The sequence below is a fragment of the Desulfosediminicola ganghwensis genome (assembly GCF_005116675.2).
GTDB lineage: Bacteria > Desulfobacterota > Desulfobulbia > Desulfobulbales > Desulfocapsaceae > Desulfopila > Desulfopila ganghwensis.
The window spans coordinates 4,904,718-4,917,638 of record NZ_CP050699.1; the positions used below are offsets into that span (position 1 = coordinate 4,904,718).

The following is a 12,921-nucleotide window of genomic DNA, read 5'->3' on the forward strand; positions in this document are numbered from 1 at the left end:
GTGGTGGCTACACTGATGATTGTCATAATGAAGGTAGCAATGGGCATGCCAACTACGAATAACCATGGGTAAATAATGACGACCAAACTCAAATACCCTGAAAATATTGGGTTTTCGACCAGATAAACAACAGGGGACGAAGTGATATCAACACGAATGCCCTCCCCTTTGGCAGCATTATGCGCCCATATTATATTTGGAACCGGACGCATTTTGCGTTTTTAAGAGAAGAGAACAACTTACTGTTTTACCTATGAAAACATCACAAAGTATCCTGACCGCACTGTAATCAGGGAAATTTGATCTATGATAGAGGGAGATGAAATACTGAAACTGCAAACTGATTCAGTATTAACGTACACTTGAAGTGGCCCCTTGAGGAGTGGGCGTAAAATGCGTCTTTATGGGGAGAAAATACTTCTAAAAATGTGCGATAGGTCGTGCGGATAGTACAAAATGCAAACGGCCCGCCCCTTTTGGGGAGCGAGCCGTTTAAAAACTGCGGGGTGTTGAAACTGATCAGTGATTCGCTTTTGCCTGCCCTGAATCACCACCAACAACTCTTGCCTGCCCACGAACACCTATGTGGCAGGTGGTACAACGCGTGTTTGAGGCAAATGCAGTACTGCCGTCATGACATGCACCGCAGTAACTCCCCTCTTCGAGGGAAGCCATGGAGAAGTCTTCAGCCTCCTGGGCTGCCCCGGCCTCCATCTCAAACAGATCGTCATGGCAAGAATCACAATCCAGCCCGCCTTCCATGGTGTGAACTTTGTGATCGAAAGATACACCCTTTACTGGCTTTTCCCAGATAATGTGCTCATATGGGCCGTACTCATCCTCATCGTAATCCTCAAGAGCGATCCCGGCTCCGGCAGGCTGCTGGACATCCGTGGCATTTAACAGTGCACCGGTCAGCAGGAACCCGCCCAGGACAATAAAAAGCAGAATATGTTTCATATCGTTCTCCTAAAAAAACTCGTGTTTACTTCCCATGTTGAGATACTCATCATGGGCAATGTCCTTTTCAGGCGTTGGTGTAATATACGTTTGGAAGGGCGCCTGTCTCAGGTCGCAGTACCCAAACCATGGTCTCCGGCTTATGCACCAGCTGATATACTCTGCTTTCCTGATCTGCCAGATTACCGAATACCCGGACATCTGCCGGACAAGCTTCAACACAGGCTGTATCCTTCATTCCTTTCGACAGTCTGGTGTCAAAACAGAAATTACACTTATCTACCGACCGAGTCTCTTCCTTGAAATAGCGTGCATTGTATGGGCAAGCGGTCATACAGGTTTTACATCCGATGCAACGAGCAGGATTCATAACAACAATTCCCGTTTTTTCGTCCTTCCAGGTCGCTGTGGTCGGGCAGACCCGCACACAAGGCGGACGGTTGCAGTGATTACACAGTACCGGCATAAACGTGGTCTCGTAGTCCCCATCAGTCAGATTACGTCTGCGCTCAAGGATATTTGTGCGATATCCGTATGCAGGTACGTCGTTGGTCTCCTGACATGCTTGTTTGCACTGCTCACAATCGATACAAAACCTTTCCCGAATCACCATGGAATAGTGCGGGTTATAAGGATATTCTCCCGGCTCGGCAACGACACTGGAATCCGCCCTGGCACTTGTTGCCGAAGTAAGCGACAATACAGTCCCGCCCAGATATACACCTGTAATTGTAAGCCCCAGCCTTAAAAACTTACGCCGTTCCTGAGAGGTTATGGTAGATAAGTCCTCGCTCTCGAGTTTTTCCAATTCGTCAATTTTCATTCCCATGCTCCGTTATATGCAATCAGCACCAGCTTAAGCTGATAATCCCATTAGAAGCCGGCCACTCTTATACAATGGAAATCCGGCTACTCATTCCTTTTATGCAGTAGTTCAGTGACTTCCTTCAGAGAGATGTCCCCTGAACATTTTTTCGCCGATGAGAAAAAGCAGCCCGCAGAAGCCTATACCGCCAAGTACCACCAGATTCTCATGCAGGCTTGGAGCATAGGTTGCCAGCTCCGGATAGTCGACAAGGCCCATGCCGTGAAAATGATTCACAACCTGACCGACTATAACCAGGTCATAGCGCATGAAGAAGATGCCGATCATGCCGGCAAGAGAGGCGACAAACAGGGCATTCATATTTTTGCCTTTTACCGCCATGATAATGCAGAACGGGATGATCATACCAAGCGCCACTTCACCAATCCAGAAGTTGAGGGCAAAATCACCACTGATGAGAGCTTCCATTGCCGCAAATTTTCCAGGAGGATGGCCTGTAATTCCGGCTATCAGCTTCCAGCTGGTAAAAAAGACGATTATCGACATCATCAGAGCACCGAGTTTAGCTACACTCTCCATTGATTTCTTGAGAGATTCGCTCATTTCCCAGCCATTGAAACGGTACGCGAGGTAGGTAAAGAAAATAATCGCAACACAGCCAGACATCGCTGCACTGGTGATAAAGTAAATCGGCATGTATGGTCCATGCCAGAATTCGCGTCCATTGAGCAGTCCGAATACCGCACCCAGATTCGAGTGGGCGACAACACCTGTAAGCAGGCCGGCCAAACCGAATGCTGTGGCAACCTTATGATTGTTCTTCTGCAACATGACAAACTCAATTATCATAAAGAACAGATAGGCACCATAGAGGGTACCCATCCACCAGATATTGGAGGTGAGGTTTGCACCGATGACATTGCCCACAGGCATACGCCACGAGTTCTCTATCTCAAAGGCAATCACCAGAAATCCAGCCACAATTGTGGCAATCGACATAAATACTGCCCGTTTGGCGATGGGGTTGAAATTTTCAAAGCCAAAAACATGGCCAACGGAAGATACGATACATAAACCAGTTGATGTCACGACAAAAAACACATACGCAGCAATCAGGATACCCCACGGCACCTCCCGGCTGACACCGAAAGTATGCTCATGTCCAACCCAAATCGAGTGAACCCCTGCCGCAACCCCCACCAGAGTCAGTACACCCATCAATCCTAGTGCCAGGTTGAATTTCCCTGAAACCGGTACCTGCAAGCCACCTTCCTGAGGAAGAACCCCTGCCAGCAAATTATTCATCGTTTTCTACTCCTTGATCCAAAACTGACTCGACAATCACCTTAATAAAGAGCTGCACTATCAGAAAAACAGATTTTCCCCACCAGGAATCACTGCCTTCCTACTCTCTGACAATACAGCCACCAACCATACTTGAAGTCCGATTTCTCTCATGTGAGACTACTCTCAGCTTTTCAAAGTCAGAAATTCTCATTAAATTCTTATGATATCGTACAAATGGAATCTACATGTTGGGCACAACCAGCCCATTGGAGCCATAGATAAATTGCCCCTAAGTTACAATGTCGTTAAGTGAAAATCATGCATTTTCTTCAAATCTATTTCATTACAAACAGTCATAATTACTAGTGATGTATACATTGTAGTATTTTAGAATACTCTTTAATTCTCAAGTATCAAGCAGATTTTTTCCATTTTTCAGCCGGAGCGTCAAGCTTTATTTTGTGCATTAACCAATAACCATTGCCTGCTAAAATTATTACCATCACATTTCAGACACTTAGACGGAATAACAAATTTGCTGTATTATTGGTCAAATTAAAAGAGACATTATTCGCATACCAAAAGAACACAATAGTAGAGGGAGACAGCTCTAACAACACGTATTTTTGATATATAATGTTTGCAAAACGACGACAAACACCGGGTTACTACGACGTAGGACCCGGTGCTATTATGTGACAGGCACCAAGCTATTGAACGGGAGTTTCGTTCATCTGAAATCTTTAATGGCAGGGGCTGTAGCAATGTTTTCATCGGTCAGCCACTCACGGCCATCACTCTTGAGCAACTTCATCGCCTCAGCCGGACCATCGCAGCCGGCAGCATACATTTTCGGCTTTTGAGCTACCTCGTAAAGTCGGTCTATATATTCCCAACTGGCCTCGATCCAGTCACGACGGGGGAAAAGGCTATGATCCCCTTCCAGCACATTCCTGAGTATCGATTCGTAGGCTTCCGGCGTATTGGGACCAAAATGGCAATGGTGACAAAAATCCATCATTACCGATTCTGTCTTGTAATCATCGTGCGGAGTCTGCACATTAAACGCCAATGCAATTCCAGTATCCGGCTGGATACGAATAATAATCATATTAGGGTCACCATTGCTGCCTATCAAATATCTCCGTCTCTGCTGAAATACTATGCGAATCTCGGCGTACCGCTTTGCCATACGCTTACCTGTTCTCAGATAAAAAGGCACGCCCTGCCAACGATCATTCTCAATATAGACACGGATTGCCGCAAACGTTTCTGTGACAGAGTCGTCAGCCACACCATCTTCACTTTGATAAGCGGCAACCTTCTCTCCGTTCAGCGTACCTTCTCCATACTGACCAAGGACAACGTCGTCACTGTTCAATGGCTGCAACCTCTGCAGCACACGCACCGCTTCATCTCGTAAAGCATCGGGAGTATCGTCTTTGGGTGGTTCCATGGCCAGAAAAGAGAGTAACTGCAACAGGTGATTTTGCACCATATCACGTACGGCACCGCTCTTATCGTAATAGCCTGCACGCTTTTCCACCCCCAATGTCTCTGAAACCGTTATCTGTACATGATCAATTGCACGTTTCTGCCAGGCACCTGAAAAAATCTCATTGCCAAACCTGAGAGTCAAAATATTCTGCACCAGCTGCTTACCGAGATAATGGTCAACCCGGTAAATTTCACTTTCATTAAGGACCGCGCGAATGTTTTCATTCAACTCCTTCGCGCTTTTCAGATCTTCGCCAAACGGCTTTTCAAAAACCATCCTGCGCCAGCCCTGTCCCTTGCCTAGAGACGAGATGAGTTCTGCTGTGCGTTGAAAAGCGCTCGTTGGCAGGGCCAGATAAATCAGCTTATTGTCCGCGCAGCTATAACGCTCCTGAATGTTTGCTATGGAGGCGGTAAAATCTTCAGGGGTGTCGCTCGTAACGTTGAATCTCATATATTCGATTCGTGCCAGCAGACGTTCCAACACCTCCGGATCGGCTGCTTCAATAAATTTTTCAATATTCAGGCGATCTATAAACTCCTGCCGGCTCAGGTCTTTTCGGCCGACACAGATTATCGGTGTACAGTTGGTGAGGAGATCTTTTCGCACAAGATGGTAAAGCGAGGGGATAAGTTTTCTTCTGGTTAAATCACCGGTCGCCCCGAAAATAAGGATCATAATCGACTCTTTCTTCATATCTCTTCGGTCTCCTGGTCAGTCAAAACATAGTGTGTCGGTAAGGTACTGATTATCTTTGCAGGACAATCCTGATAGTCTTTATACTGATCAAAGTAACTTTTCAGCGCATCACGTTTCTCCTCACCTAAAAACAGTAAGACACCTACCTGTGCCCTTGCAATACATCGGGCTGAGGCCGAAATTCTCTCAGACGGTGGTTTGGGAGAATTGTGCACAGCAACAAACAATTCTCCCTGATCAAGAACCGATGGATGGGATGGAAAAAGTGAGGCTATGTGCCCATCCTCACCGCTGCTTGCCAAAACGATATCGATTGTACCACCGCAATCTTTAAAACGTCGATTATACTCTTCAAGAGCGGTTACCGGGTTGTCTGATTCCAAAACAAACGGATGCAACCGTTCCTTTTCAATGACCGCATCTAAAATCTCACTGGCTTGTCTGAAATTGCTTTCGCTGTGATCGATAGGCACAAGCCTTTCATCCAACATAAAAATGTCCAATTTGTCCCAGGGAACATCCAATTCCCGTAATTGCAAAAATATCTCTGCCACATTTCTGCCACCGGGAACCGCCAGGACGACGCGTTCCTGTTTCAACGACAACTCATGGATAGTATCTCTGAGCAACCGTGTGGCCCTGACTATCATCTCGTGTCGTGTTCCTCTTAAAAACATTGCTTTACCTCCGAAGTTAGCTCATTTTCTCAAGTCAACCAGTATTTCTCACGAACCTTGAGCCAAAACCTGTAAAACACAATTCGCCGCAGCCTTTGAACACCTAAGCTGGAGTGAAATTGGGGATAATTAAAAATCAGCACTCCCGATGGCGTCAATCATCATATTCTACCCGAAGTCCCTTGCCGTAAATCCTTTACCTCAACAATTCTTTTTTTATAGAATCAGACGAACACCAAAAAAATAGATTACAGAACAGTATCATATACATAACTGAAAAATCAGCAGACATTAACCCGTCATTGCATGCTTTTAACTTGTCACACGCAAACATCAAACACACTTTTTTAAGGCATCTAAAGACTATTCTGGGTTAGTATGGGTGGTTAATGTGAAGCACGTTTCAATGATAAAGTAACTACGAATTAACAGTACGCCCACATCACAACTCCATGAGAAGAAAATCTTTTTTTGTCCTGCTGCCTCTGTCTGCGCTGCTTGCCTGTATGGTAATTGGCGCTATTTTTTCCATAGATTACCTCAAGGACCAGAATCGGATAATTCGAGCCAAATTCGAAGGTAACCGCTGGGCGGTGCCAGCTGTGGTCTATGCCCGGCCGCTAGAATTATATACAGGCCTGCAATTAACTGCCGATGTACTGGAGAGAGAATTACTGCTTGCCGGATATCGAAATGAAAACCCCGTGCAGAGTGCTGGTGGTTATTTCAGGGATAACAACAGTTTTGATATAATCACCAGGGATTTCGTTTACCCAACAGGCCCAGAGCCATCAACCCGGATCAAAGCCAGCATCAAGGCTAACCGTGTCAGTACACTTACCACTGCCGACCATACTGAAAATTTACCATTCATCCGGATTGATCCAGCACAGATTGGCAGCTTTCACCCTCTGGTGCATGAAGACAGGTTAATTCTCACCCCTGAAGACGTACCGGAAATACTTAAACTGGGCCTCATTGCTGTTGAAGACAAAAGTTACTTCAAACACCAAGGTGTCGATCCAATTGGTATCGCCCGGGCGCTGGTCGCCAATATCAAGGCGGGCAGAACCGTTCAAGGTGGCTCCACCCTGACCCAACAGCTGGTCAAGAATTTCTTCCTCAACCACGAGCGGACCCTTGAGCGGAAAATTCAGGAAGCGGTGATGGCGCTTTTGCTCGACTATAATTACTCAAAAGAAGAGATTCTCACCGCCTACCTGAACGAGGTTTTTCTTGGCCAGGACGGCTCACGAGCTATCCATGGCTTTGGCCTCGCCAGCCATTTCTATTTCCAGCGTGATCTTGACAATCTCTCGGTTGCCCAAATTGCCACCCTGATAGGCATGATAAAAGGGCCTTCCTACTATGATCCAAGGCGAAACCCTAAACGGTGCATAAATCGCAGGAACACCGTATTATCGGTCATGCATAGTGACAACCTTATCACTCAACAGCAATACGAAGAGGCGCTGGACGCTCCCATCTCCGATATAACCCACAGAGAAAGCGGTCTTAACCGGTTTCCTGCCTTTCTCGATCTTGTTCAGCAGCAGCTAAAAGATGATTATGATGAGAATGACCTGAAAAGTAATGGGCTGAAAATCCTCACCACCCTCAACCCCCAGACACAGTGGACAGTTGAGGAACAGTTACAGAACTCATATGAATCTCTGAGTAAAAGCAGTGGCAATGACTCGTTACAGGGAGCTGCAATAGTTACGGGTCGTGACAGCGGGGAGGTTCTTGCTCTGGCAGGCAGCGTCCAGCCAATTGATACAGGTTTCAATAGAGCCCTTCGAGCTAAACGTTTAGTCGGCTCGGTACTCAAACCAGCCATATACCTTTCTGCCATTGATGCTGGATATACCCTCGCTTCTCCCGTCATGGACCACACTGTGGAGATTGAAATTGATGGTAAAACCTGGAAGCCGAGAAACTTCAGCCATCGTGAGTATGGAGTGGTTCCTCTGTACAAGGCTCTCGCAAAATCTTATAATCTTGCAACAGTCAACCTTGGCATGAATATTGGGTTGCCGAGTGTCATTGAGACACTTCACGAGCTTGGCTATGATGGCCCCATCAATGAGTACCCATCCTTACTGCTGGGTGCCATTAACATGACACCGTTTGAAATGAGCCAGATCTACCAGACAATCGGTTCAGGAGGGTTTTATCAACCGCTCAGGGCTATCGAAAGTGTCATGGATTCAAACAATGAACTGTTGACTCGATATGGACTTGAGGTTGAGCAGAGGTTTTCGCCAGAACAGATCTTTCTGATCACCCATGCCATGGAGTTGGTGATGACTGAAGGCACCGGTGCCGGGTACGGACCTGCCCGTAAATATCGGTTTGCCGGCAAAACCGGTACCACCAACGATTTGCGTGACAGCTGGTTTGCAGGCTTTTCAGATAACCATATTGGTGTGGTCTGGCTTGGCAATGATGATAATTCTTCTGTCAAACTGACCGGTTCTTCCGGAGCATTACGGGTATGGGTCGATTTATTTACCCAGCTTGATCCAAACATGAACAAACCAGTTCAACCCGCAGATATTATATGGAAACGTATTGATAACGACACGCTTGAGCCCACATATTATCAAGATGACGGCACCATGCTCCCATTTATCAAAGGAACTGAACCTCAATCTTTCTGGCAAACACCAGGTCACCAACTTAAGAAATTTGAAAATGGCGCCCGCCGGTTTTTTGACCAGATGGGAAATATGATCAAATAAATCACATTCGAGACAATGAAAAAAGATACCTGCAAAGCCCGTCGCGCACACATCTGCCAGATCGCCCTGATCGTTCTGACTGCGTTATTGCTCCACGGATGTTCCGGTAAAAGGGTCGTTCCGCCCTACCCCGGTACGCCTGAACAGCCGCAATACCCGACAAGCCCGACCTATCCCGGCTATCCTACCGAGTTCCCCGGTGAGCCTACCCAATTACCGGAAGATCTCCCAATGGAGCAACCCATAACAGTGGCGCCCATTGCCCCGGAACCTACCCTCGAGGCCCCACCCTCAGAGACCGGAGCTGCAGCCGCTCTTTACCAGACTGCACGCGAATCATTAAAAAAATCGGAATACAAGCAAGCCGAGATGACAATGGAACGTGCCTTGAGAATCGAGCCGAGAAACGGCTACTACTGGTACACTATGGCCCAGATAAAATACCGCCAGCAGGACTACTCCCAGGCCATAAACCTTTGTCTTAAATCGAAAAGTTTTGCCGGTCAGGACCTGAACCTGATTGAAATCAATGATTCACTGATAGAGAATTCGCGACGAAAACTGGTTCAGTAATTCCAATTATGCCGGTTTGTTTGAGCTTATACAGACAAAAGCCCTGTGTCTTCGTTGACATAGGGCTTTTGTTTTCCTGATAAGCAGAAAGAATGGGGTGAGCAACCTTTTGATTAGATGTATTGGTGGGTTAACCAGCGCCTGGTCACAATCTTACCTGACCGTCAGCCCTGTATTCTCATCTGTAACCTCAGCTACCCGCACCGCTGTGCTGATCCCTGCCTCGCGCATATCTTTCACGAGTTGGTCAGCCTGATCGCTCGGCACAGCTATCAATAAGCCGCCGGAAGTTTGCGGGTCATACATCAACTCTTCCTCTGCTTTGCTCAATTTCTTTCCGACCATGAGATTGTATCGCGCCACCATGGCCCTGTTGGCACCATTACTGCCGGTGGTTTCACCCTTTTTGTACATCTCCGGTGCACCCTCATAAAAGGGTAGCCTGGAATAATCGAGGGTAATATGCGTATTGCTGGCTAATGCCATCTCCAGCGAATGCCCAAGGATACCAAACCCGGTAACATCTGTGGCTGCATGAACGTCATACTGCAACGCCAGGTCCATTGCTTTGTCATTTAATGCGGCAATCAGGGGAAGAGTCTCACGGGCAAGATCATTAAAATCAAATTTACCGGCCCGTACCGCGTTAAAGAGTACACCTGAGCCGAGAGGCTTGGTGAGAATGAGAGCGTCTCCCGGTTGTGCACCGGCATTGGTGATGATACGGTCAGGATGTACCGACCCATTCACACAAAGCCCATACTTTGGCTCGTTATCATCCACCGAATGTCCTCCGACAAGACAGGCACCGGCCTCCATTACCTTGTCATGGCCACCTTTCAGAATTTCCCTCAACACCCCCATGTCGAGATGTTTTGTTGGAAACATAACAACATTGAGCGCTGTAAGCGGCTTTCCTCCCATGGAGTAAACGTCTGAAATGGAATTCGCCGCTGAGATCTGGCCAAACCAATATGGATCATCAACCGGTGGAGTAATAAAATCCACAGTATTGATCATCGCAACATCATCAGAAATCCTATATACCGCGGCATCGTCTGAAGTCTCAAAGCCAACAAGCAGGTCTGGATCAATCGGTGAATTGAATCCTTTGAGTGCGTCCGACAAGTCCGCCGGACCAATTTTTGCCGCTCAACCGCACGTTCGAGCAAGCCGTGTTAAAGTCTTTTTCCTGAATATATTCACGTAAATCACCTTCTAATACAAATTATCCGATATCAAATACATTATTTTCCGATCGATAGCATAACCACGTATGTCCCAAAATGTAAGTGGATACCAATAAGAAAATGAACTCAATCCCAATTAATTACAGACAAATTATTCCAAGGTTCAAGCCTTGGCAATACATATCGGCTCAGAGGGTAGTTGAACGGATTGGAGATGAGGTCGTTCCGGGGAAGTCCTTCGCGAACATATTGGCAGGCCGAATTGAGGTAATTCCTGCAATCACGTCTTTCATGTTTATTTCGACATACTGCCCGTGACAAATTCAGGCTGAAAGACAAAAAAATTCCCTGCCACACAGCAAAGGAGGAAAGAGTGCGACAGGGAACTATGGTAAAACTCAAGGAGAAATGAGTGAACCATGAAACAACTGCGGTTTATGCTGGATACTTGCCTTCAATATAGTCTTTAAGATATCTGTTTTCCACTGTCTTTTCAGTCATCTGGGCTTTGACCACATCGCCGATAGAAACAAGTCCCATTAACTTTCCCAGATCAAGAACGGGGATGTGACGGACCCTGTTTTCAGTCATGATATTCTGAAGATATGCTATATCATCATCAGGGGTTGCCACGATCAGGTCGGTGACCATAACCTCTCGCACTGTCATCTTCGGCACAAGATCAAGCCTGTTGTGTACAGCTCGTAAAATATCATTTGGGGCAACTATCCCTTTGATTACGTCATTCTTGTCAACTACAAGCAATGAGCCAACTTTATTGGCAAAAAAGAGCGACATCACGTCGGTGAGCAGTGCGTCTTCATGGATTGAGATGACTCGAGATCCTTTCTGCTGCAATATATCACGAACTTTCATGGCTATCACTCCCTGGAATTGTGAGAAGTCCCTAACGGTATAGTCTCCAGTGCCTACAAACTGCGTTCTTTACCATTTTCTCTTTCAAGAAAAAAATATACTACACACGACTTGCGGTGGGGTGAACCCCACACTCAGAGCGCAGACCTTCGGAAGCCTGCCAGACCCTTAAAGCAGAACCGGGTAAAAGCCGATGGCAAAAACACATACCGCCAGGAGTGCGGTGCCAATCGGTGCCAGAGACATTCCCGTAGTTTCAAATTCTTCCTCCGGTTCCTTGAAGTACATCATCACTACCAGGCGCAGATAGTACCACATGGAAAGTACACTGGAGACTATTGCCAGCACTGCCAGTAGCATGTAACCGGCCCGGATCGCGTCGGCAATTATGTAGAATTTACCCATGAACCCGGCCGTGGGTGGAATACCTGCCATTGACAGCATGAAGATGGTTATCGCCGCCGCCGAATATGGCCGAACCTTGGCAAGGCCTTTGAAATGCTCGAAAGTATCACGGCGCTCATTTTCTCCGCCGAGATAGGAAAGAGCAGCAAAAACACCCAGAGTGGCAACTGCATACGCAGCGAGATAGTAGAGGATGACCCCACCGGTGAAGTTTTCTGTGCCAACCGCAACCAGTGCAACCAGCAGATAACCGGTGTGAACGATGCCCGATGCAGCCAGCATGCGTTTAAGGCTATTCTGCCCGATGGCGATTAAGTTGCCGGCAAACATGGTCAGTACCGCGATATAGAAGAGATACTCGACCCAGACACCCTTTAAGCCATCATCAATGATAAGGAAATTTGCAAATACAGCAAAGACTGCGGTTTTCACCGCAGTCGCCATAAAACCTGTCACCGGCAGCGGTGCACCATCATACACATCCACAACCCAGGCATGAAATGGAAATGCGGCTACTTTAAAGAGAAAGGCAACAATTACCAGAAAAGCACCGGCCGCCATGGCCGGACTCTCCAGAAAACTGGTGGTACTCAGATGACCGGCTATATCAACGAACCGTGTGGAATTGACCGCAGCATAAACAAAGGCTGTGCCCATAGTGAAAAAAGCACCGGCAAAGGCACCAAGCATCAGATATTTCAGTACAGCTTCCGACCGTTTTATATTGGTCCGGTCATAGCCTACCAGCACATAGATAGCCAGCGACATAATCTCCAGCGAGATAAACAGCGTAATTAATTCGGCTGACATTGTCAGCAGCAGCATGCCACAGGCAGCGAACATAATGAGACTGTAAAATTCGGCTGAATAGAATTTATTCTGGGTAAAATAGGATTGCGCAGTCAGGCAACTGACAAAACCACTGGCAATGATTATGAGCCCGGCCACTTTGGTGAAACCGTTGGCCACAAGCATCCCGTTAAAAATCCCGCCATATGGCGTAACGCTTTCAGTGGCACTCACCATGAGCTGAACAGCAAAGGCCAAGGCAAATATGCCCAGGGCGGCTAAAGCCGTGTTACCTTCACCGAGGCTCTTCATTGATGCCATCAGCATCAGGATGATTGCTCCGGCACCTACTACTATCAGTGGAAATAGTACAATAAAATCCATCATAGTCTGTCTG

At 47.0% G+C, this 12,921-nt stretch carries 10 protein-coding genes; 2 read left to right on the forward strand and 8 right to left on the reverse strand.

The window, feature by feature from the left end; genetic code table 11:
* Positions 1–519: 519 nt before the first annotated feature.
* From FCL45_RS21060 to pgl, 5 genes are all read right to left on the reverse strand, one after another.
* Complete coding sequence (locus tag FCL45_RS21060; RefSeq protein ID WP_136796992.1) at positions 520–960, reverse strand: cytochrome c3 family protein; 441 nt, start codon at positions 958–960, stop codon at positions 520–522.
* Between the two features lie 67 nt (positions 961–1,027).
* The gene (locus tag FCL45_RS21065) at positions 1,028–1,783 is read right to left on the reverse strand and encodes a 4Fe-4S dicluster domain-containing protein (protein ID WP_136796993.1); all 756 of its coding nucleotides are present in this window, start codon (positions 1,781–1,783) and stop codon (positions 1,028–1,030) included.
* Between the two features lie 111 nt (positions 1,784–1,894).
* Positions 1,895–3,091 carry an NrfD/PsrC family molybdoenzyme membrane anchor subunit gene (nrfD, locus tag FCL45_RS21070; RefSeq protein ID WP_136796994.1) on the reverse strand — a complete coding sequence of 399 codons (1,197 nt, stop codon included), beginning with the start codon at positions 3,089–3,091 and terminating at the stop codon, positions 1,895–1,897.
* 712 nt (positions 3,092–3,803) lie between these two features.
* A complete protein-coding gene (gene zwf, locus FCL45_RS21075; protein ID WP_136796995.1) occupies positions 3,804–5,267 on the reverse strand; it encodes a glucose-6-phosphate dehydrogenase in 1,464 nt (487 codons plus the stop codon).
* The gene (pgl, locus tag FCL45_RS21080) at positions 5,264–5,947 is read right to left on the reverse strand and encodes a 6-phosphogluconolactonase (protein ID WP_136796996.1); all 684 of its coding nucleotides are present in this window, start codon (positions 5,945–5,947) and stop codon (positions 5,264–5,266) included. Before pgl ends, zwf begins: the two co-directional genes overlap by 4 nt.
* Positions 5,948–6,399: 452 nt before the next feature.
* Here pgl and mrcB point away from each other — a divergent pair, with 452 nt between their 5' ends.
* Together mrcB and FCL45_RS21090 are read left to right on the forward strand one after the other, a co-directional pair.
* On the forward strand, positions 6,400–8,691 hold the full coding sequence (mrcB, locus tag FCL45_RS21085; RefSeq protein ID WP_136796997.1) for a penicillin-binding protein 1B: 2,292 nt from the start codon (positions 6,400–6,402) through the stop codon (positions 8,689–8,691).
* 15 nt (positions 8,692–8,706) lie between these two features.
* On the forward strand, positions 8,707–9,264 hold the full coding sequence (locus FCL45_RS21090) for a tetratricopeptide repeat protein (protein WP_136796998.1): 558 nt from the start codon (positions 8,707–8,709) through the stop codon (positions 9,262–9,264).
* 153 nt (positions 9,265–9,417) lie between these two features.
* Here FCL45_RS21090 and selD read toward each other — a convergent pair whose 3' ends face one another.
* The 3 genes from selD to FCL45_RS21105 form a co-directional block, all read right to left on the reverse strand.
* Positions 9,418–10,407, reverse strand: a complete 990-nt coding sequence (gene selD, locus FCL45_RS21095; protein WP_136796999.1) for a selenide, water dikinase SelD — start codon at positions 10,405–10,407, stop codon at positions 9,418–9,420.
* Between the two features lie 482 nt (positions 10,408–10,889).
* Entirely contained in the window at positions 10,890–11,330 is a 441-nt protein-coding gene (locus tag FCL45_RS21100; protein WP_136797000.1) for a CBS domain-containing protein, read from the reverse strand.
* A 168-nt stretch (positions 11,331–11,498) separates the two neighbouring features.
* On the reverse strand, positions 11,499–12,911 hold the full coding sequence (locus FCL45_RS21105) for an NADH-quinone oxidoreductase subunit N (RefSeq protein WP_136797001.1): 1,413 nt from the start codon (positions 12,909–12,911) through the stop codon (positions 11,499–11,501).
* Positions 12,912–12,921: the final 10 nt, after the last annotated feature.

Excerpts from the sequence above, each read along its gene's own strand:
- nrfD (WP_136796994.1), bottom strand. The coding sequence starts at position 3,091 with ATGAATAATTTGCTGGCAGGGGTTCTTCCTCAGGAAGGTGGCTTGCAG.
- FCL45_RS21100 (WP_136797000.1), bottom strand. The coding sequence starts at position 11,330 with ATGAAAGTTCGTGATATATTGCAGCAGAAAGGATCTCGAGTCATCTCA.
- zwf (WP_136796995.1), bottom strand. The coding sequence starts at position 5,267 with ATGAAGAAAGAGTCGATTATGATCCTTATTTTCGGGGCGACCGGTGAT.
- FCL45_RS21065 (WP_136796993.1), bottom strand. The coding sequence starts at position 1,783 with ATGAAAATTGACGAATTGGAAAAACTCGAGAGCGAGGACTTATCTACC.
- pgl (WP_136796996.1), bottom strand. The coding sequence starts at position 5,947 with ATGTTTTTAAGAGGAACACGACACGAGATGATAGTCAGGGCCACACGG.
- FCL45_RS21105 (WP_136797001.1), bottom strand. The coding sequence starts at position 12,911 with ATGATGGATTTTATTGTACTATTTCCACTGATAGTAGTAGGTGCCGGA.
- FCL45_RS21060 (WP_136796992.1), bottom strand. The coding sequence starts at position 960 with ATGAAACATATTCTGCTTTTTATTGTCCTGGGCGGGTTCCTGCTGACC.
- FCL45_RS21090 (WP_136796998.1), top strand. The coding sequence starts at position 8,707 with ATGAAAAAAGATACCTGCAAAGCCCGTCGCGCACACATCTGCCAGATC.
- mrcB (WP_136796997.1), top strand. The coding sequence starts at position 6,400 with ATGAGAAGAAAATCTTTTTTTGTCCTGCTGCCTCTGTCTGCGCTGCTT.